Raw genomic sequence first — 21,134 nt, 5'->3', positions numbered from 1 at the left:
TCACAGCATGCGTTTGAGGGTGTTGTCCTTGCGCACCAAGTGATGCCAGACCGCGGCAATCACATGCAGCCCGATGACATAGTAGAAGATCGAGCCCAGCAACTTGTGCAGGTCTTCGAACGTCTCGGCGGTGCGGTCAGAGGTCGGCAGCGGCCAGGGAATCTGCAGGTCGGTCAGCGGAACAGGCAGCGCGCCTTTTTCCACCATGACCGTCAACAGGCCAAGCACCGGTTGCGCGAACAGAAACGCATACAGTGCGTAATGTGAAAGGGAGGCTGCCAGGCGCAGCACACCTTCCAGCGGTGGTGTAATGCCGGGCGGACGATGGCGTCGACGCTCGGCGACACGAAAGAACGCCATGACCAGAATCAGAATGCCTACCCAGAAATGGCTTTGTACGACCAGCAGGCGGTACTCGGAGCCTTTGCCGAACTGGGTGCGGCTCAGAATCAGCGTGTACGCAAGCACAATCAGGACCGCCATGATCCAGTGCAGCCATCGTGCTCTAGGGCTGTAACGTTGAGAAGTCGGTGCATCCACGGTTGAATTCCTTGTTGCTTTTACAGGCTTGGTAGACAGCTTAGGCCGCAGGTCGGGGCATGCGTTGCATTATGGCCCGATTTATTGCAGCTCCGCTGCGTGATGCATTGAATGTTGAATATGGCAATTAAGCAGCAGGGGCGTGACGGGATGGAACCTGTGCTCATGGGTGGCTTCATATAACGTGACTATTCACCCAGGAGCGAGTCTTGACCAGTGCCAATACGCCCTTCGGCCCGGCGACGCCGGTGTCGGCAAGTGTTTCATTGAATGTACTGACCATGAATATGCACATGGGCTTTGGCATTTTCAATCGCCGCTTCATTCTTCCGGAGTTGCGCGAAGCTGTGCGCAGTGTATCGGCCGATATCGTATTTCTTCAGGAAGTACATGGTGAACAACAGAGCCATGCCCGCAGTGTCAAAGGCTGGCCAACGATTTCGCAATACGAGTTTCTCGCCGACGCCATGTGGAGCGATTTTGCCTACGGCCGCAATGCGGTGTATCCGGACGGCGATCACGGTAACGCGCTGTTATCCAAATACCCGATCATCCAGCACGAAAACCTCGACATATCCATCGATGGCACCGAGCAGCGAGGCTTGCTGCACTGCATTCTGGATGTGCCGAACCATGGCCACGTGCATGCTGTCTGCGTCCATCTAGGGCTGTTTGAAAGCCATCGGCGCCAGCAATTGAAACTGCTCGCCGAGCTGATGGCACGTCTCCCAGAGGGCGAACCGGTGATTGTGGCCGGAGACTTCAATGACTGGCGCCAGCGCGCCGATGCACTTCTGCACGGCACGGGGTTGCATGAAGTGTTTGTAGAGCGCTTCGGCGCGCCAGCGAAAAGCTTTCCGGCGCGCTGGCCGTTACTTCGGCTTGACCGGATTTACGTCCGCAATGCGACGTCCCACAGCCCGAAAGTGCTGTCCAGCCGGCCGTGGTCTCATCTTTCCGATCATGCACCCCTGGCAGTGGAGTTGACCTTATGACCAACAAGACAGGGCAGTGGCGCGACGGCAACTCCGTGGAGTTGCTGATTAACGGCGAAGACTTTTATGCCCGCGTATTCGAGTGTATCCGCGCTGCTCGCAAAGAAGTGTTGATCGAGACGTTCATTATTTTTGAAGACCGGATCGGCGAGGGGTTGCAGCAGGCATTGCTCGAAGCTGCCGGCAATGGTGCGAAAGTGGTGGTCACGGTTGATGATTACGGTACTTCGGACCTGAGTTCGACGTTTGTCAGAACCATGATCGATGCCGGTATCCAGATTCAGCTGTTCGACCCGCGCCCGCGTTTCATGGGTATGCGTACCAACCTGTTCCGGCGTCTGCACCGCAAGGTAGTGGTTATTGATGGCGAACTGGGTTTTATCGGCGGCATCAACTACAGCGTCGATCACATGACCGACACCGGCCTTACCGCCAAACAGGACTACGCCGTTCTGGTGCGCGGTCCGATTGTCGGCGACATCCACAAGAGCGCCATGAGCATGCTCAGTGACGCGGTCCGGTCGAAGCTGACGCCGATACCGCTCAAGCTGGATCGTGCAGGCAATGCCAGTATGCTGCTTGCCGAACGCGACAATGGCGAGCACACCACTGACATCGAAGAGCAGTACCTCGAGGCGATTCGTGGCGCGACCCAGCGGATTACCCTCGCCAACGCCTATTTCTTCCCAAGCTATCGGTTTTTGCGCGAGCTGCGCAATGCCTCGCGACGCGGCGTGAAGGTCACGCTGATTCTGCAAGGTCAGCCGGACATGCCGTTCGTGCGGGTCTGCTCGCGTCTGACCTACACCTATCTGTTGCGCGACGGGGTGGTCATTCACGAGTACAAGCAGCGTGCGCTGCACGGCAAGGTCGCGTTGATCGACGGAGAATGGCTGACGGTGGGTTCCAGCAACCTCGACCCGTTGAGCCTGGCGTTGAACCTGGAGGCCAATCTGGTCATCCGTGACCCTGAGCTCAATCAGCGTCTGCAGGATCATCTGATGGAGCTTGCCGCAGCGCACAGCACCCAGATGAGCCTGAAAGGGGCTGCTCGTGGCCAGTGGTGGCGTGCGCCGATGATCGTGCTGAGCTTCTTTTTCCTGCGCCGTTTTCCGGCGATTGCCGGGCTGTTTCCGGTTCACGGGTTACGTCTCAAACCGCTGCGCGCTGGCGATGTAGTGCCTGAGGCCAAGGCTATCGAACAGCATCAGAACCTTCATGAACTGGATCAGGAGAAAACGTCATGACCCAGGCCGCAAGCGCTGCGCCGCAGAGCGCGCAGAAGACCAAATGGAAATGGGCAAAACGGATCTTCAATCTGTTTTTCTTCATTGCGGTGCCGGTATTGCTGTTCATGCTGGTCAGGAACCTCGACTGGCAAGAGGTCAAGAAAGCGCTGGCATCCTACAAGGCCAGCACCCTGGTCATCGCCTCTGTCGTCGCGTTTGCCAGCTACGCCACCTATTGCGGGTTTGACATACTGGCGCGTTACTACACGCGGCATAAATTGTCGATCAAACAGATCGTCCCGGTCACGTTCGTCTGCTATGCGTTCAATCTTAACCTCAGCTCATGGGTGGGCGGGATTGCCTTGCGTTATCGGCTGTATTCCCGACTGGGGCTGGAAGTTTCGACCATTACCCGAATTCTGAGTCTTAGCCTGATTACCAACTGGCTGGGTTACATGCTGCTGGCCGGTTTTGTGTTTTCAATGGGCTTTCTGGAATTGCCCAAAGAATGGTCCGTCGGTTCCACGACCTTGCAACTGATCGGCTTTGGGCTGTTGGCAGTGTGCTTTGCCTACTTGCTGGCTTGCCGGTTTTCCAGGCGGCGCTCGTGGACGATCCGTAAACAGGAATTCAATCTGCCTTCGTTGAAGCAGGCGTTGATGCAAGCCAGCCTGGGTGCCCTGAACTGGTCGTTGATGGCCGCGGTGATCTACACCCTGTTACCCGACAGCGCGTTTTACCCCGCCGTCCTTGGGGTACTGTTGATCAGCAGCATTGCAGGTGTCATTACTCACATCCCGGCCGGGCTCGGGGTGCTGGAGACAGTGTTCATCACCTTGCTGGCGCACCAGTTTTCCAAGGGCAGCATGCTGGCCGCACTGATCGGCTACCGCGCTATCTACTTCCTGCTGCCTTTGTTGCTGGCGCTGGTGGTTTATCTGGTGCTGGAAAAACGTGCGAAGAAAATGGGCGAGAAGAACCAGCAACGCATGGGCGAAGAAGCCAAGTCCCAAAGTTGAAGTCAGGCTTCTGCCCGGAAGGTGTGGGCATTGCGGTTAGCTGTCGTGGTTACTTCCTTCCGGGCCTGTATTCAGGCGGATCCCAGCCCTCAATCGTCAAACCCGACCTGCTCGTGGATTTCGTCCACCTTCAGCTCCAGGCGATACGCCACTGCGATGAACAGCGCCTGACACAGGCACAGGGTTGCGCTCAGTGATCGGAAGGCAAACGAGCTGCCTTCGTTGACCAGCAACACCGAATTGGCGCGTTTGGCCAGTGGCGACAGATTGCTGTCGGTGATGATCAGTGTCTTGGCCTGGTGATGCTGGGCGATGCGCAGGCAATGCTGGGTTTCCTTGCCGTAGGGCGTGAAACTGATCGCAATCACCAGATCATTGGCGCGCACGCTGCGCATCTGCTCGCGGTAGCTGCCGCCCAGGCCTGAAATCAGGTGAATACGCTTGTTGGTGTGCTGCAGGTTGTAGACCAGGTAGTCCGCCACCGCAAATGAACGCCTTACTCCCACCACATAGATGTTGTCGGCATTGACCACCAGGTCTACGGCCTTTTCGAACTCGACGTCATCCAACTCTGCGCTCAGGCGTTCGAGCCCGGACAGCGTTGCATCGACGCATTCACGTGCCAGGTCGCCCGCGCTGGCTTTTTGCGACTTGTTGGCAATCATGCTGCGAATACGCTGCTGGTAGTTCTGCACCGGCGTGGTCTTGTGGGTGTAGGCCTCACGAAACAGCGCCTGCATTTCACTGAAGCCACTGAACCCGAAACGCTGGGAAAAGCGCACGATGGCTGAAGGATGAACCTCACATTCACGCGCGATATCGCTTATGCGGTCGACCATGATGCGGTCGCTCTGCTGGCTCATGTAGCTGGCAATGCGCTTTAGCTGGCGAGGCAGACCGTCGTACTCATCGGTAATCATGCGCAGCAGGGCTTCGGCGCTGGTCGGCGGAACGTCGACGCTCGTCTCGGACAGAGTGGGCTGGTCGGCGCTGGTCATAGTCACATCCTTTCTGCTTGTTCGTTCAGAGCACCGGGTCGAGACCGCGCCCTGCTGATGGAGCTGCTTCTGGCAGGCAACAGCGACTATATCCTACCTGTCCTTACACCGCGCCAGCAGTTGCGCCAACCTATAGAAAAAATATTCCACAAAAAATAAATATAGAATAAATATTGATTGATGCCCCGCGACGTTTTAGGCTGCATTCACACAGGCAGATCGTGCATCCCATGCATGCGCTGCAGGCTGATAAAAATAACAGGAGTCACCATGGGCCAGACTCGCTTTGCCACCGGGCGTCAGTTGGATCTGATCTGCCTTGGACGCCTGGGCGTCGATCTCTATGCGCAGCAAGTGGGCGCACGACTTGAAGATGTCTCCAGTTTTGCCAAATACCTCGGTGGTTCGTCCGCCAATATCGCGTTTGGCACCGCCAGACTTGGCCTCAAGTCAGCAATGCTCAGCCGGGTAGGCGATGACCACATGGGTCGTTTTCTGGTCGAGTCGCTGGCGCGGGAAGGCTGTGACGTCAGCGCCATCAAATGCGACCCCGAGCGTCTCACCGCGATGGTGCTGCTTGGCTTGAAGGACCGCGAAACCTTTCCGCTGGTGTTCTACCGCGAAAATTGCGCCGACATGGCCCTGCGCGCCGAAGACATAGACGAGCAGCAAATAGCATCTAGCAAGGCGTTGCTGATTACCGGCACGCATTTTTCAACTGATCAGGTGTTCCAGGCCAGCAGCCAGGCGCTGGATTATGCCGAGAAACACAACGTCAGACGGGTTCTGGATATCGACTATCGGCCGGTACTCTGGGGGCTTGCAGGCAAAGCCGATGGCGAGACGCGGTTCGTCGCCGACAACAGGGTCAGCCAGCATGTGCAGCGTATCCTGCCGCGTTTCGACCTCATCGTCGGCACCGAAGAAGAGTTTTTGATTGCCGGTGGCTCGACCGATTTGCTCGGCGCACTGCGCACCGTGCGTGAATTGACTGCTGCAACGCTGGTGGTCAAGCTCGGCCCGCAAGGTTGCACGGTCATTCACGGAGCCATTCCAGCACGTCTCGAAGACGGCGCGATTTATCCCGGTGTGCGAGTGGAGGTGCTCAATGTCCTGGGTGCCGGTGACGCGTTCATGTCCGGTTTTCTGAGTGGCTGGCTCAAGGACGCCAGCGATGAGCGTTGCTGCCAGTTGGCCAATGCCTGCGGCGGGCTGGTGGTCTCGCGCCATGCCTGCGCCCCGGCAATGCCCACGCTTGCCGAACTCGACTACCTGTTCAGCAGCACTGAACCCGTTACCCGCCCTGATCAGGACGTCGTTCTGCAGCGCCTGCACCGGGTCAGCGTGCCGCGCAGGCAGTGGAAACAACTGTTCATCTTCGCTTTTGATCATCGCGGTCAGTTGGTCGAACTGGCGCAGCAGGCCGGGCGTGACCTGGACAGTATCAGTCAGCTCAAGCAACTGTTTGTGCAATCGGTCGCACACGTCGAGGCGGATCTGCGCAAGCGCGGTATCGAAGCCGATGTCGGGCTGCTTGCCGATCAGCGCTTTGGCCAGGACTCGCTCAACGCCGCCACCGGTCGTGGCTGGTGGCTGGCGCGCCCGGTGGAGGTGCAGGGCTCAAGACCGCTGGCATTCGAGCACGGCCGCTCCATCGGCAGCAATCTGATCAACTGGCCGCAGGAACAGATCATCAAGTGCCTGGTGCAATACCATCCAGATGACGAACCCATGCTGCGTCTGGAACAGGAAGCGCAGATCAAGGCGCTGTATGACGCATCGAACGTCAGCGGCCATGAGCTGCTGCTTGAAATCATTCCGCCCAAGGAGCACCCGTCGCCTCATCCGGATGTGATGGTCCGAGCGATGAAGCGCTTGTACAACTTGGGCATTTATCCGGCGTGGTGGAAAATCGAGGCGCAGAGTGCCGCTGTCTGGCAGCAGCTGGACGAATTGATTGAGCAGCGTGATCCGTACTGTCGCGGCATCGTGCTGCTCGGGCTCAATGCCCCGGTCGAAGAACTGGCGGCCGGCTTTGCCCAGGCTCGCAACAGCCGCGTCTGCAAGGGGTTTGCCGTTGGCCGGACGATCTTTCGTGAGCCAAGCCGGGCCTGGATGGCTGGGGAAATCGACGATGCAACGCTGGTCAGCCGGGTGCAGAGTACTTTCAACTGGTTGATCGAGTCCTGGCGCGAAAGCCGCGCCTGAATTTATTGATGCAGCGATAACAACAAGAAAGGTGCAGCCATGCCTGTTTCAGTTTCCACGCCCAAGATCCGCATTGGTATCAACCCGATCTCCTGGAGCAACGATGATTTGCCGGCCTTGGGGGGAGAAACGCCCTTGAGTACCGCGCTGAGCGAAGGTAAAGACATCGGCTACGAAGGTTTTGAGCTCAACGGCAAGTTCCCGAAGGACGCCAAGGGCGTCGGTGATGTGCTGCGGCCCTACGACCTGGCGCTGGTGTCCGGCTGGTATTCGAGTCGTCTGGCACAGCGTTCTGTGGCTGAAGAAATCGAGGCCATCAGCCCGCATGTGCACTTGCTCGCCGAAAACGGCGCGTCGGTGCTGGTGTACGGCGAGGTGGCCGATTCCATTCAGGGGCAACGCATCCCGCTGGTCGAACGACCGCGCTTTCACACCGATCAGGCCTGGCGCGAATACGCTGACAAGCTTACCGAGCTGGCGCGCTACACGCTCTCCCGAGGAGTGCGTCTGGCCTATCACCACCACATGGGGGCCTACGTCGAATCGCCTCAGGATATCGACAAGCTGATGGCGCTGACCGGCAGCGAAGTCGGCCTGCTGTTCGATTCGGGGCATTGCTATATGGGCGGTGGCGAGCCTTTGCAGGTGCTGAGCAAGCACATAAAACGGGTCTGCCACGTGCATTTCAAGGACGTGCGCAAACCGGTCGTGCAACTGGCCCGCAACAACCTCTGGAGCTTTCCGGACTGCATCATCAACGGCACGTTTACTGTGCCAGGTGACGGCGACATCGATTTTGCGGCACTGCTCGACGTGTTATTGCAGGCCGGCTATAGCGGCTGGCTGGTCGTCGAGGCTGAACAGGATCCGGCGGTTGCGCCCAGTTACGCGTATGCCAAAAAAGGTTATGACACCTTGCGCCAATTGCTGGCCGATGCCTGATAAGGAGGATTGATTCATGAGTCTGCTGACCAAAAGCAAACCTGCCGGCCGAGACATTGTTGCACTTGCGCCGGGCACCCTCGAATACGTGGGCTTCAAGGCTTACCGTCTGGAGAGTGGAGAACGCCTGCCGTTGAACACCGAACAGCATGAAGTGTGCGTGGTAGTGCTTGCCGGGCACGTCAGTGTGAGCGGCGAGGCGCCGGGGCAGGGCGCGTTCAATTGGGAAGATATCGGCGACAGGCAGTCAGTGTTCGAAGAGAAATCACCGTTTGCGGTCTACCTGCCGCCGCACAGCCGGGCCGAATTCGTCGCCCGTGGGTCGGTTCATCTGGCTGTGTGCAGCGCCCCTGGCGATGCCGGCAAGCAGCTTGCGGCCCGGTTGATTCAGCCTGCCAGCATGAAACGCAGCGTGCGCGGCAAAGGGGCCAATACCCGATACGTGTGCGACATTCTGCCCGACAGCGAGCCGGCCCATTCGCTGCTGGTGGTCGAGGTGCGCACGCCTTCGGGGCATTCCTCCAGCTACCCGCCGCACAAGCACGATAAAGACAACCTGCCGCACGAGAGTTTTCTCGAAGAAACCTATTACCACATGGTCAACCCGCCGCAGGGCTTCGTCTTCCAGCGCGTCTATACCGACGACCGCAGTATTGATCAGGCCATGGCCGTGGAAAACAACGACCTGGTGACAGTGCCCAAGGGCTATCACCCGGTGTCCGTGCCTTACGGTTATGAATCGTATTACCTGAACGTGATGGCCGGCCCGACGCGTGCCTGGCAGTTCCATAACGATCCGCAGCACAGCTGGCTGCTGGATCTTTAATCCCCCTTTTCTTTGGAGTCATGCAGATGAGCGAGTCACCGGTGATCGGCCATTACATCAACGGGCACGTGAATGACGGCGATGGCGAGCGTTTCAGCGACGTCTTCAACCCGGCAGTCGGCACGGTTCAGTCGCGCGTCGCGCTGGCCAGTGTCAAGACAGTGGATGAAGCAGTTACAGCAGCCAGGGCGGCGTTTCCGGGCTGGGCCGATCAGTCTTCTTTGCGCCGAGCGCGGGTGATGTTCAAGTTCAAGGAATTGCTCGATCGACACCACGACGAGCTGGCGCAGATAATCTGCCGGGAACACGGCAAGGTGCTCTCCGATGCGCGCGGTGAAGTGGTGCGCGGCATCGAAATCGTCGAATTTGCCTGCGGCGCGCCGAGCCTGCTCAAGAGTGACTTCAGTGACAACATCGGTGGCGGTATCGATAACTGGAACCTGCGCCAACCTCTGGGCGTCTGCGCCGGGGTCACGCCGTTCAACTTCCCGGTCATGGTGCCGCTGTGGATGATCCCCATGGCGCTGGTGACTGGCAACTGCTTTATTCTCAAACCGTCCGAGCGTGACCCTTCAGCCAGTCTGTTGATGGCGCGGCTATTGAAAGAGGCCGGGTTGCCCGACGGCGTGTTCAATGTGGTGCAGGGTGACAAGGTGGCGGTCGATGCCTTGCTCCAGCACCCTGATATCGAGGCGATTTCGTTCGTCGGTTCTACCCCGATTGCCGAATACATCTATCAACAGGGCACTGCCCGCGGCAAGCGCGTGCAGGCGCTTGGCGGGGCCAAGAATCACATGATCGTGATGCCCGATGCCGATCTGGATCAGGCCGCCGATGCCTTGATCGGCGCTGCCTATGGTTCGGCTGGCGAGCGATGCATGGCCATTTCCGTTGCCGTGGTAGTGGGCGACGTGGGCCAGCGTCTGATCGACAAGCTGCTGCCACGCATCGAACGGCTCAAGGTCGGCAACGGCATGCAGGCCGATTCGGATATGGGGCCGCTGGTCACCGCCGTACACAAGGCCAAGGTCGAGGGTTTCATCGATCAGGGTGTGAAAGAAGGTGCCACGCTGATTGTCGATGGTCGCAATTTCAGTGTGCCGGGCGCCGAGCAGGGCTTCTTTGTCGGGGCAACGCTGTTCGACAACGTCACGCCGCAAATGCAGATCTACAAGGAAGAAATCTTTGGCCCGGTGCTGGGCATCGTGCATGTAGCGGATTTCGCCAGCGCAGTAGAGCTGATCAACGCGCATGAGTTCGGCAATGGCGTGTCGTGCTTCACTAGCGATGGCGGCGTGGCCCGTGCATTTGCCAGGACCATCAAGGTCGGCATGGTCGGGATCAACGTGCCGATTCCGGTACCTATGGCCTGGCATTCGTTTGGAGGCTGGAAGCGTTCGCTGTTCGGCGATCACCATGCCTACGGCGAAGAAGGGCTGCGCTTCTACAGCCGCTACAAAAGCGTCATGCAGCGCTGGCCGGACAGCATCGCCAAAGGGCCGGAGTTCAGCATGCCGACCGCCAAATAGTTTTCACCCATCAATGGAATGTGCGGAGAACAATAACAATGAGTCATCCACTGCGTTTCGCCCTCAATAGAATGGTCGCACCGCGCCTGTCGCTTGAGGCATTCGTCGATCTGGCTGTAAAGCTGGGTGCCGACGCCATCGAGATCCGCAACGACCTTAAGGGCGTCGAGATCGAGGACGGCACTGCGCCAGAGGTCGTTGCTGATCTTTGTGCTGCCAAAGGCGTACAGGTTCTTTCGATCAATGCGCTGTACCCGTTCGATGTCTGGAATGACGAGCGCAGTGCCCAGGCGACAAAACTGGCGCAGTACGCTCGCGCCTGCGGTGCGAAGGGGCTGGTGTTGTGCCCGCTCAACGACCATGCCGACACGCGCAACGGGGCGCAGCGTGCTTCCGGGTTGCGCACCGCGCTGACCGCGCTGGCGCCGATTCTTCGTGAGTACGGAGTTCTGGGTTTCGTCGAGCCGCTGGGCTTCGAGGAGTGCTCGCTGCGCTTCAAGCGTCAGGCAGTGGATGCAATCAAGGCCGTTGGCGGGCTGGATGTCTACCGTCTGGTTCACGACACCTTTCATCACCATCTGGCGGGTGAGGTCGAGCTGTTTCCGGAGCTGACCGGGTTGGTGCATATCTCCGGTGTCGAGGACGCGCAGGCACCGCTCAACAGCATTCGCGACGGTCACCGCGTGCTGGTTGGCGAGGCTGACATTCTTGGCAACGTTGCACAGATCGAAAGGTTGCTGGACAGCGGCTATTCAGGACATCTGTCGTTTGAACCGTTCGCCGAAAGCGTTCATGCGCTGGACGATATTCCCCAGGCGATCTCGGTAAGCATGGCGCATTTGTCACAAGCCGTTTCCCAGCGCCATTGATTTTCTGCCTATTCAGGCCACCTCAAACAAGAACAAGGTGCCAACATGAGTACAACCCGACTGACCATGGCCCAGGCCCTGGTGAAGTTTCTAGATAATCAGTATGTCGAAGTCGACGGCGTACAGAGCAAGTTCGTCGCGGGCATTTTTACCATCTTCGGCCACGGCAATGTGTTGGGCCTCGGCCAGGCGCTGGAGCAGGACAGCGGTGATCTGGTGGTGCATCAAGGCCGTAACGAGCAGGGCATGTGCCACGCTGCCATCGGTTTTGCCAAACAGCATCTGCGTCGCAAAATCTACGCCTGCAGCTCTTCGGTAGGGCCGGGGGCGGCCAACATGATCACTGCGGCTGCAACGGCGTCTGCCAACCGGATTCCGCTGCTGCTGTTGCCCGGCGATGTCTACGCCAGCCGCCAGCCTGACCCGGTGCTGCAACAGATCGAGCAATTTCACGACCTGAGCATCAGCACCAACGATGCCTTCAAGGCCGTGAGCAAGTACTGGGACCGTATCAACCGCCCCGAGCAACTTATGAGCGCCGCGCTCAACGCCATGCGCGTGCTGACCGACCCGGCCGAGACAGGTGCAGTGACCCTGGCTCTGCCCCAGGACGTTCAGGCCGAAGCCTACGATTACCCGGACAGCTTTCTGCAAAAACGCGTACACCGTATTGATCGTCGTCCGCCAAGCAAGGCGATGCTCGACGATGCGCTGGCCTTGCTCGGCAGCAAGCGCAAGCCCTTGCTGATCTGCGGTGGCGGGGTGCGTTATTCAGGCGCAGCTGCAGCGTTGCAAGCCTTTGCAGAGCGCTTCGACATCCCGTTTGCGGAAACCCAGGCAGGTAAAAGCGCCATCGTCTCGGCGCACCCGTTGAACATGGGTGGGATCGGCGAAACCGGCACGGTGGCGGCCAATCAACTGGCAAAGGAAGCCGATCTGATCATCGGCGTAGGCACCCGCTACAGCGATTTCACCACCGCGTCGAAATGGCTGTTCCAGAACCCGGATGTACAGTTTCTCAACCTCAATGTTGGCGCTTTCGATGTACAGAAACTGGACGGCGTGCAGTTGTTGGCCGATGCGCAGGTGGCCTTGCAGGCACTGACCGAAAGCCTGCAGGCCAGCGGTTATCGTGCTGCGTGGGGCGATGCGCCGCGGACCGCGCGTGCGCAACTGGATGCCGAAGTGGATCGGCTGTATGCGGTGGAGTATCAGAGCGAAGGCTTCGTGCCTGAAATCAACGACCACATGGACCCGGCCGTGCTGCGCGACTTCATTGAGCTGACCGGTTCGTGCCTGACCCAGAGCGGCGTGCTGGGCATTCTCAACCGCAACCTGCCGGCCGACGCGGTAATCGTTGCCGCCGCGGGCAGCCTGCCGGGGGACTTGCAACGCGCCTGGCGCAGCACCGGGGTCGATACCTATCACGTTGAATACGGCTACTCGTGCATGGGCTATGAGGTCAATGCTGCGCTCGGCGTCAAGCTCGCCGAGCCGCACCGGGAAGTCTTCGCACTGGTCGGCGATGGTTCTTACATGATGCTCCATTCGGAGCTGGCGACCTCGATTCAGGAGCGCCGCAAGATCAACGTTGTGTTGCTCGACAACATGACCTTCGGTTGCATCAACAATTTGCAGATGGAACACGGAATGAACAGTTTCGGCACCGAGTTCCGTTTCCGCAACCCGGAGACCGGCAAGCTCGATGGCGACTTCGTACCGGTGGATTTTGCCATGAGCGCGGCGGCTTATGGCTGCAAGACCTACAAGGTGAGCACTGCCGAGCAGTTGCATCAGGCGCTCGCCGATGCCCGGCTCCAGACGGTCTCGACGCTGATCGATATCAAGGTGCTGCCCAAGACCATGATTCACAAGTACCTGTCGTGGTGGCGGGTCGGTGTCGCCGAAGTATCCACCACAGGTACCACCGCTCAGGTGTACGAAAAACTCAACCGCGAGCTGGCCAAGGCGCGCCAGTACTGATCACTTTTTAGCGTTCATGGCCCGTGACCTGCTCACGGCAACATCCAATAACAAAAAGGAATACGAACATGGCATTGAAACTCGGCGTGATTGGTACAGGCGCAATCGGTCAGGATCATATCCGCCGTTGCAGCAAGACATTGGTCGGCAGTCAGGTGGTGGCCGTCACCGACATCAATCTGGAGCAGGCTGCAAAAGTTGTGCGCGACCTCGACATCAGCGCCGAAGTGTATGCCGACGGGCACGCTTTGATCGCGGCGCCCGATGTCGAGGCAGTGCTGGTTTGCTCGTGGGGGCCTAGCCATGAAGAGTACGTGCTGGCGGCCATCGCTGCAGGTAAGCCGGTGTTCTGCGAAAAGCCGCTGGCAGTGACGGCTCAAGGCTGCCGGCATATTGTCGAAGCCGAGATCGCCAGTGGCAGGCGTCTGGTGCAAGTGGGTTTCATGCGGCCTTATGATCAGGGCTATCGCGCCCTCAAGGCGGTGATCGACAGCGGCCAGATCGGCGAGCCGCTGATGCTCCATTGCGCCCACCGCAACCCGCGCGTAGGCGAGAATTACAAGACCGATATGGCCATCACTGACACCCTTATTCACGAACTCAATGTGCTGCGCTGGCTGCTCGACGATGATTATGTGTCTGCACAGGTGGTTTTTCCGCGCAAGACCGGCAAGGCCCTGGCGCACATGAAAGACCCGCAGATCGTGATGCTGGAGACCGCCAGAGGCACGCGCATCGACGTCGAGGTCTTCGTCAACTGCCAGTATGGCTACGACATCCAGTGCGAGGTGGTCGGCGAGAGCGGCATCGCCAGACTGCCCGAGCCTTCTCAGGTGCAGATGCGCAGTGAAGCCAAATTGTCCAACGCGATTCTGATGGACTGGAAAGACCGGTTCATTGCTGCCTATGACGTCGAGCTGCAGGACTTCATCGACGGCGTCAAGGCAGGAACGATCTACGGCCCTTCTGCCTGGGACGGCTATGCGGCTGCCGTAGCGGCCGATGCCTGCGTGCTGGCGCAGAACAACGGCGCAGTTGTGCCGATTGCCCTTGAAGTACGTCCGGCGTTCTACGCCTGACAGATTTTTCAGCCACGGGAACATCTCTCGTCAAAAGTAACAGGGAGGCATCATGCGGATCGCACTGGACCCATACATGTACCGCCATCTGCCCTTGGGGGCGATGGTCGATAAAACCGCGGAGCTGGGTTACGACTATATAGAACTGTCGCCGCGTGAAGATTTCATGCCGTTTTACAAGTATCCCCGCGTGGATCGCGCACGCATCAGGGAGTTTCGCAAAGCCCTTAGCGATGCAGGTGTGAAACTTTCTTCGCTGTTGCCGCTGTATCACTGGGCAGCGCCCGACGAAGACTTGCGTATTGCTGCAGTGCGCAACTGGAAACGTGCCATTCAGGTTGCGGTGGAAATGGACTGTGACCTTATGAATACCGAGTTCAGCGGGCAGTCGGATCATGCGCTGATCTGCGAGAACCAGTTCATGAAGTCGATGGACGAGCTTATGCCGCATTTCGAGCGCGAAGGCATCAAGCTCGATATTCAGGCGCATCCTTATGACTTCTGTGAGCGCAACAACGAGTCGGTGGACATCATTCGCGGGCTTGATCGTGACTGGATCAACTACCTGTATGCCGCGCCCCATACGTTTTTCTACGATGACGGCGTGGGAGATATCGCCTCCATGCTGCGCTATGCCGGCGACAGGCTCACCCACCTGATCATTGCCGACACCTATAATCACCGCGCCTCTTCCAGCCTGCGTTACATCGTCAACCCGCCCGGCGTGACGGCGACGGTGCATCAGCACCTTGATATCGGTCAGGGCGAGGTGAACTGGGAGGCGTTTTTCTCGACGTTGAGAGACATGAAGTTCGACGGCATCGCCACGGTGGCCGTATTTGCCTGGGAAGAGCGCGCCGACGAGTCGAGCCGGTTCATGCTCGAGCGGGTCAAAAGCGAGTTGCTGCGCTGATACGGTTGCACCGAACACACAACCGATGGCTGCGGCCTGAGGATCATGGACCACAGGAGATATCCATGCGAGCAGGGCTGGTGGGCTACGGCAAAGGGGGGCGTTACTTTCACGCGACGCTGATTTCAAGTGTGCCCGGTGCCACGTTTGCAGGCGTCGTTACCCGTTCGCCTGAACGAAAGCAGGGCGTGGCCAAGGATCATCCCGGCGTGGCGACGTTCGACACGCTTGCCGAACTGGTGACCGCCGGGGTCGATGTGGTGGTTATTTCAACACCGCTGGCATCGCGGCGAGCGCTGATTCTGGAGGCTATAGAGCTGGGCGTGGCGGTGGTCAGCGATAAGCCTTTCGCCGCCGATGCCGCGCAAGCGCGTGAGCTGGTGGAGGCTGCCGAAAGGCGTGGAGTATTGCTCAGCGTTTATCAGAACCGGCGTTGGGATTCCGACTTCCTCACGGTGCGTAAATTGATCGACAGCGGCGCGCTGGGCGAGATCAGCCGGTTCGAGTCAAGTATCGAGCGCTATTCGCCGCGCTCCGTCGGCAAGGCCAGCGGTGGTGGCATGTTGCGCGACCTGGGCAGTCATCTGGTGGATCAGGCGCTGGTGCTGTTCGGGCCGGTCGAGCGGGTATATGGCGAATTGCGCTTCGCCAGCGCGGACGACGAGCTGGATCACACGTTTTTCGTCGTACTGACCCATGCCAACGGCGTGGTTTCGCACCTTTCCGGGAGTTGCCTGCAAAGCAGCCCGAAGCCGCGTTTTCGAGTTAGCGGATCGAAAGGCTGCTACAGCGTCGACGGCCTTGACGGTCAGGAGGAGGCGGCGTTTGCCGGTCTGACGCCGCGCTCCGAGGGCGAGCGCTGGGGCGTTGAAGAGCACAGGCGTTGGGGCTGGTTCGAACACGGTGATCATCGTGAACGAGTGCCCTCGGAGCGCGGCTGCTGGCTCGAGTTCTACCAGCAATTGCAGCGTGCAATAGACGAGCAGGGTGCCAACCCGGTCGATCCTCATGACGCGATAGCATCAGCGCGGGTAATGGACGCCGCACGCCTGAGCGCAAAGGAGGGACGGATTGTGGCGCTGTAGCAACTGCGATGGTAATAGCTATGGACTCGCCTGCTGTCGCGCAATCCCGCCACTGAAATTTCCGCTCACGAAAGCCTGACGCCTGATACCCGTCAGGCTTTGTCATTTTCGGCCCGACAATAAATGAAATGGAATAAAATTCTAAAATTGGTTGAATTGGAAAATATTTTCCAATAGAGTCTTTTTCAGGTTACCGACTATCGAATCACCCGGGTCTGAAATCATTTTCAGGCCATGGGAAACACGCCAACAAAAACAAAACAAAAGATAGGTACTGTCGATGAAAACCCCTGCCTCTGGCCTCACCGCCAAGCGTTCTGCCACCCCGTCATGCTGGATTCGGACCATGGAGCACTTTCTTACGATCGTTGCCCGTGGCATGTGCGTGCAGCACAAGGACGCGCAATTGTTCTGCATTCCCGGTGCGACCGGAGTTCGCCTGCCCCGTTGACGGGTTGCACCGTTCTACGTCTTTGCCAAGCCCCGACAACAACAAGAATTTGGAGATAGACCCTTATGAATACCAAGGTTCGCTTTACCTCCCTCGCGCTGGCCCTGATGCTCGGCAGCAGTGCGGCACTGGCTGATATCAAGGTCGGGGTTGCCATGTCGCAGTTTGACGACACCTGGCTGACCTACCTGCGCGAGGACATGGGCGCCAAGGCCAAAACCATGCCCGGAGGCGTGACGCTGCAATTTGTCGATGCCCGTGCGGACGTCAACAAGCAGCTCGATCAGGTCAAGGAACTCATCAACAAGAAGGTCGATGCCCTGATCGTCAACCCGGTGGACACGGCAGCGACCGCCAGCATCACCAAGGCTGCAGTCGCTGCCGGTATTCCGCTGGTCTACGTTAACCGCCGCCCTGATCAGGTGAAACTGCCTGAAGGCGTCGCAACGGTCACCTCGGACGATACCGAGGCGGGCCGACTGCAAGCGCAGTTCATCGCCGACAAAATGGGTGGCAAGGGTAGCGTCGTGATTCTGTTGGGTGATCTGGCCAACAATTCCACGCTGAACCGTACCAAAGGCGTTAAGGAAGTGCTGGCGAAATACCCGGATATCAAGATAGATCAGGAGCAGACCGGCACGTGGCTGCGTCAGAAGGGTATGGACCTGACCAATGACTGGCTCACTCAAGGCCGCAAGTTCAATGCGGTACTGGCCAACAACGACGAAATGGCCATTGGTGCCGCGCTGGCGCTGAAGCAGGCGGGTGTCAAGCAGGGCACTGTATTTGTCGCCGGAGTCGACGGTACGCCAGACGGGATCAGCGCCATCGAAAAAGGCGACCTGACAGCGTCCGTTTTTCAGGACGCCAAGGGCCAGGCCGATGGTGCAATCGATGCAGCGGTGAAAATGGCCAGGAAGGAAAAGGTCGAGCCCCAGGCAATTGTCATTCTTTATCGCCTGATTACGCCTGAAAACGTCGCCACCTTCAAATAACAACAGCCGGCAGGCCAGGGAGGCGCTTGAAATGCCCTCCCGCAGGCTGCCGCTTGAGGAGTTGTGATCATGTTCGGTTCTGCCACTGTCAGTCCGCCTGCGTCCGGCGACCTGCCGTCCATCGATGTGCATGGCGCCACGCCGGATACCCAGCACCCTTATCTGCTGGAAATCAGCCATATCAGCAAGGCTTTCCCCGGCGTCATTGCGCTCGATGACGTGCAATTGCGAGTGCGCCCTGGCAGCGTGCTGGCGCTGATGGGCGAGAACGGAGCCGGAAAGTCGACGCTGATGAAAATCATCGCGGGCATCTACCAGCCGGACTCGGGCGAGATCCGCTTGCGTGGCGAGCCGGTTAGCTTTGAAACGCCACTTTCGGCCCTGCAGGCCGGCATTGCCATGATCCATCAGGAGCTCAACCTGATGCCGTTCATGAGTATTGCCGAGAATATCTGGATAGGCCGCGAGCAGCTTAACAGCCTGCACATGGTCGATCACCGGGAGATGCACCGCTGCACTGCCCAATTGCTGGAGCGCCTGCGCATCAAGCTTGATCCCGAAGAGCTGGTGGGCAACCTGAGCATCGCCGAGCGGCAGATGGTGGAGATTGCCAAGGCGGTTTCCTACAACTCGGACGTGCTGATCATGGACGAGCCGACCTCGGCCATTACTGAAACCGAAGTGGCTCACCTTTTTTCGATCATTGCCGACCTGCGCTCGCAGGGTAAAGGCATCATCTATATCACTCACAAGATGAGCGAAGTGTTCAAGATCGCCGATGAGGTTGCCGTGTTTCGCGACGGGGCCTACATCGGACTGCAGCGCGCCGACAGCATGGACGGCGACAGCCTGATCTCGATGATGGTCGGTCGTGAATTGACCCAACTGTTCCCCCAGCGTGACCAGCCGGCAGGCGATGTAAGGCTTTCTGTCAAGGGCCTGGGTTTGAAAGGCATCTTCCAGGGCGTAAGTTTCGACCTGCGCGCCGGTGAAATCCTTGGCATTGCCGGCCTGATGGGGTCGGGACGAACCAATGTGGCCGAGACCTTGTTCGGTATATCCCCCGCCGACAGCGGCGAGATTCTCTTCGAGGGCAAGACCGTGCGAATTGGCGATCCGCACCAGGCCATCGAACTGGGGTTTGCCCTGCTGACTGAGGATCGCAAGTTGACTGGCCTGTTTCCGTGCCTGTCGGTGATGGAAAACATGGAGATGGCGGTGCTGGCCAACTACGCAGGCAATGGCTTCGTGCAGCAAAAGGCCTTGCGTACCCTGTGCGAAGAGATGTGCAGGAAGCTGCGGGTAAAAACCCCTTCGCTGGAGCAGTGCATCGACACGCTCTCCGGCGGCAACCAGCAGAAAGCGTTGCTGGCGCGCTGGCTGATGACCAATCCCAAAGTCTTGATTCTCGACGAGCCCACACGCGGCATCGACGTAGGAGCCAAGGCGGAAATCTATCGGCTGATCTCGCTGCTGGCCAGCGAGGGGATGGCGGTGATCATGATCTCTTCGGAGCTGCCAGAAGTGCTGGGCATGAGTGACCGGGTCATGGTGATGCATGAGGGAGAGATGATGGGGATCCTTGATCGCAATGAGGCAACCCAGGAAAAAGTCATGCACCTGGCCTCTGGGCATCGGGTTCATTGAGTTCGCGATATGGCGCTCGGTAAAAGAAGAACAAGAGGGTAACGAACATGAGCAACGCGATTCTGCAAAATAAACCAGCTCTGGCGCCTGCCAGAGGCAAACGACGTCTGCCGACGGAGCTCAGTATCTTTCTGGTATTGATCGGCATCGGGCTGGTTTTCGAGATGTTTGGCTGGATCGTCCGCGACCAGAGTTTTCTGCTCAATTCCCAGCGCCTGGTACTGATGATTCTTCAGGTTTCGATCATCGGGTTGCTGGCCATCGGCGTGACCCAAGTGATCATCACGACAGGCATCGATCTGTCTTCCGGCTCGGTGCTGGCGCTGTCGGCGATGATTGCCGCGAGCCTGGCACAAACCTCGGATTATACCCGCGCAGTCTTTCCGTCGCTGACCGACCTGCCAGTGTGGATACCGGTGGTGGTCGGGCTGGGGGTGGGGCTGTTGGCTGGCGCGATCAACGGCAGCATCATTGCGATTACCGGGATCCCGCCATTCATCGCCACGCTGGGCATGATGGTCTCCGCGCGCGGCCTGGCGCGCTTCTATACCGAAGGCCAGCCGGTCAGCATGCTCTCTGATTCCTACACGGCCATCGGGCAGGGCGCGATGCCGGTGCTTATCTTTCTGGTGGTCGCCGTGATCTTTCACATTGCCCTGCGCTACACCAAGTACGGCAAATACACCTATGCCATCGGCGGCAACATGCAGGCGGCTCGGACTTCCGGAATCAACGTCAAGCGACACCTGATCATTGTCTACAGCATCGCCGGGCTTCTGGCCGGACTGGCGGGAGTCGTTGCTTCTGCGCGTGCTGCCACAGGGCAGGCGGGGATGGGGATGTCCTATGAGCTGGATGCGATCGCCGCAGCGGTCATCGGCGGTACCAGCCTTGCCGGCGGGGTGGGCAGAATCACTGGCACGGTGATTGGCGCACTGATTCTGGGAGTGATGGCCAGCGGTTTCACTTTTGTTGGCGTGGACGCCTATGTTCAGGACATTATCAAAGGCCTGATCATTGTAGCGGCGGTAGTAATCGATCAATATCGCAACAAGCGCAAGACCAAGCGCTGAGCTCCGATGCTGTATGAAAAGGCCTGTTTCAGGCCTTTTTTTGCTTTGAATATTGCCGGAACCGATGAGTCGTCCACGGGTCAGAGCCTCGTCAGGGCGCGTGCGCGGCAAGGTTTGTACCCGCATTTAAAGGGGGGTTCGTACGATTGTTGTACGAAAACCCTTCAATTGTGTTGCCGAGCCCGCTAGCCGGCCTTAGACTGCCGCCCCTCGTAAATTGAGTGCCAGGTGGCGCTTGGAGATTATTGGCTTGCACGGCAACGTCGAGCTGCTCCTCAATGCACGTTTTTTTATAGAGAAATAAATGACAAAGGAAAAGTTGCTGGCCATGCCGGCCGATGACTACATGAACGCCGAGCAGCACGCTTTCTTCGTCGAGCTGTTGCAGGGCATGAAGGTCGAGATCCACGAGCGAATCGAGCAGAGCCGTATTGCCATCGAGAGCCTGGACACGCCTGCGGATCCGGCTGACGCTGCTTCTGTCGAAGAAGAGCGCCACTGGCTGGTCAATGTAATTGACCGCGATCAGCGCATGCTGCCTCAGCTGGAAATGGCCCTCTCGCGCATTGCCGATGACACATTCGGCTGGTGCGATGACAGCGGCGAGCCTATTGGCCTCAAGCGTCTGCTGATCAGCCCGACCACCAAGTACTGCATCGAGGCGCAAGAGCGCCACGAGCAGATCGACAAGCACCAGCGCCAGGCCTGATACGCAGGCAACCGCAGCTGAGTGAAAACACCGGGAGGCAAGAA

Annotated in this window: 18 protein-coding genes; 16 read left to right on the top strand and 2 right to left on the bottom strand. The window is 58.6% G+C overall.

The annotated features are described in order from the left end of the window. The gene (locus tag POR16_RS14950; protein WP_024671019.1) at positions 1-540 is read right to left on the bottom strand and encodes a cytochrome b; all 540 of its coding nucleotides are present in this window, start codon (positions 538-540) and stop codon (positions 1-3) included. 209 nt (positions 541-749) lie between these two features. Between POR16_RS14950 and POR16_RS14945 the strand changes: the two genes are divergently transcribed. The 3 genes from POR16_RS14945 to POR16_RS14935 are packed head-to-tail and all read left to right on the top strand — an operon-like array spanning position 750 to position 3,783. After that, complete coding sequence (locus POR16_RS14945; protein ID WP_005890487.1) at positions 750-1,535, top strand: endonuclease/exonuclease/phosphatase family protein; 786 nt, start codon at positions 750-752, stop codon at positions 1,533-1,535. Continuing rightward, positions 1,532-2,782: a cardiolipin synthase ClsB gene (gene clsB, locus POR16_RS14940; protein WP_005890489.1), complete on the top strand. Its 1,251-nt coding sequence runs from the start codon at positions 1,532-1,534 to the stop codon at positions 2,780-2,782. The genes POR16_RS14945 and clsB overlap by 4 nt, the downstream gene beginning before the upstream one ends. After that, positions 2,779-3,783: a lysylphosphatidylglycerol synthase domain-containing protein gene (locus POR16_RS14935; RefSeq protein WP_005890491.1), complete on the top strand. Its 1,005-nt coding sequence runs from the start codon at positions 2,779-2,781 to the stop codon at positions 3,781-3,783. The genes clsB and POR16_RS14935 overlap by 4 nt, the downstream gene beginning before the upstream one ends. A gap of 89 nt (positions 3,784-3,872) precedes the next feature. Here POR16_RS14935 and POR16_RS14930 read toward each other — a convergent pair whose 3' ends face one another. Continuing rightward, positions 3,873-4,781 (bottom strand): MurR/RpiR family transcriptional regulator, encoded by a 909-nt coding sequence (locus POR16_RS14930; protein ID WP_005890493.1) that lies wholly within the window; start codon positions 4,779-4,781, stop codon positions 3,873-3,875. Positions 4,782-5,051: 270 nt separating this feature from the next. Between POR16_RS14930 and POR16_RS14925 the strand changes: the two genes are divergently transcribed. The 13 genes from POR16_RS14925 (at position 5,052) to POR16_RS14865 (ending at position 21,090) form a co-directional block, all read left to right on the top strand. Next, positions 5,052-6,989 carry a bifunctional 5-dehydro-2-deoxygluconokinase/5-dehydro-2-deoxyphosphogluconate aldolase gene (locus tag POR16_RS14925; RefSeq protein WP_005890495.1) on the top strand — a complete coding sequence of 646 codons (1,938 nt, stop codon included), beginning with the start codon at positions 5,052-5,054 and terminating at the stop codon, positions 6,987-6,989. Between the two features lie 39 nt (positions 6,990-7,028). Next, complete coding sequence (iolE, locus tag POR16_RS14920) at positions 7,029-7,931, top strand: myo-inosose-2 dehydratase (protein ID WP_005890497.1); 903 nt, start codon at positions 7,029-7,031, stop codon at positions 7,929-7,931. Positions 7,932-7,947: 16 nt separating this feature from the next. Continuing rightward, positions 7,948-8,757, top strand: a complete 810-nt coding sequence (gene iolB / locus POR16_RS14915) for a 5-deoxy-glucuronate isomerase (protein ID WP_005890499.1) — start codon at positions 7,948-7,950, stop codon at positions 8,755-8,757. 26 nt (positions 8,758-8,783) lie between these two features. Beyond that, entirely contained in the window at positions 8,784-10,286 is a 1,503-nt protein-coding gene (locus POR16_RS14910) for a CoA-acylating methylmalonate-semialdehyde dehydrogenase (RefSeq protein WP_005890501.1), read from the top strand. Positions 10,287-10,324: 38 nt separating this feature from the next. Then, positions 10,325-11,155: a TIM barrel protein gene (locus POR16_RS14905; protein ID WP_053932435.1), complete on the top strand. Its 831-nt coding sequence runs from the start codon at positions 10,325-10,327 to the stop codon at positions 11,153-11,155. Between the two features lie 45 nt (positions 11,156-11,200). Next, on the top strand, positions 11,201-13,138 hold the full coding sequence (gene iolD / locus POR16_RS14900; protein WP_122381251.1) for a 3D-(3,5/4)-trihydroxycyclohexane-1,2-dione acylhydrolase (decyclizing): 1,938 nt from the start codon (positions 11,201-11,203) through the stop codon (positions 13,136-13,138). Between the two features lie 68 nt (positions 13,139-13,206). Further along, positions 13,207-14,217: a bifunctional inositol 2-dehydrogenase/D-chiro-inositol 1-dehydrogenase gene (iolG, locus tag POR16_RS14895; protein WP_024671012.1), complete on the top strand. Its 1,011-nt coding sequence runs from the start codon at positions 13,207-13,209 to the stop codon at positions 14,215-14,217. 52 nt (positions 14,218-14,269) lie between these two features. Continuing rightward, the gene (locus tag POR16_RS14890) at positions 14,270-15,130 is read left to right on the top strand and encodes a sugar phosphate isomerase/epimerase family protein (RefSeq protein ID WP_005890506.1); all 861 of its coding nucleotides are present in this window, start codon (positions 14,270-14,272) and stop codon (positions 15,128-15,130) included. Between the two features lie 65 nt (positions 15,131-15,195). Continuing rightward, the gene (locus tag POR16_RS14885; RefSeq protein ID WP_024689745.1) at positions 15,196-16,215 is read left to right on the top strand and encodes a Gfo/Idh/MocA family protein; all 1,020 of its coding nucleotides are present in this window, start codon (positions 15,196-15,198) and stop codon (positions 16,213-16,215) included. Between the two features lie 516 nt (positions 16,216-16,731). Further along, a complete protein-coding gene (locus tag POR16_RS14880) occupies positions 16,732-17,661 on the top strand; it encodes a sugar ABC transporter substrate-binding protein (protein WP_005890511.1) in 930 nt (309 codons plus the stop codon). Between the two features lie 69 nt (positions 17,662-17,730). Next, on the top strand, positions 17,731-19,308 hold the full coding sequence (locus POR16_RS14875; protein WP_005890513.1) for a sugar ABC transporter ATP-binding protein: 1,578 nt from the start codon (positions 17,731-17,733) through the stop codon (positions 19,306-19,308). 47 nt (positions 19,309-19,355) lie between these two features. Continuing rightward, positions 19,356-20,381 carry an ABC transporter permease gene (locus tag POR16_RS14870; protein ID WP_024671008.1) on the top strand — a complete coding sequence of 342 codons (1,026 nt, stop codon included), beginning with the start codon at positions 19,356-19,358 and terminating at the stop codon, positions 20,379-20,381. 304 nt (positions 20,382-20,685) lie between these two features. Beyond that, positions 20,686-21,090, top strand: a complete 405-nt coding sequence (locus POR16_RS14865) for a TraR/DksA family transcriptional regulator (protein ID WP_002554078.1) — start codon at positions 20,686-20,688, stop codon at positions 21,088-21,090. Positions 21,091-21,134 lie beyond the last annotated feature (44 nt).

This window comes from Pseudomonas coronafaciens pv. oryzae str. 1_6, assembly GCF_000156995.2.
GTDB classification, from domain to species: Bacteria; Pseudomonadota; Gammaproteobacteria; order Pseudomonadales; family Pseudomonadaceae; genus Aquipseudomonas; species Aquipseudomonas tremae.
Note: the sequence above shows the minus strand (reverse complement) of the source record. Positions and strands in the feature narration are given on the sequence as shown.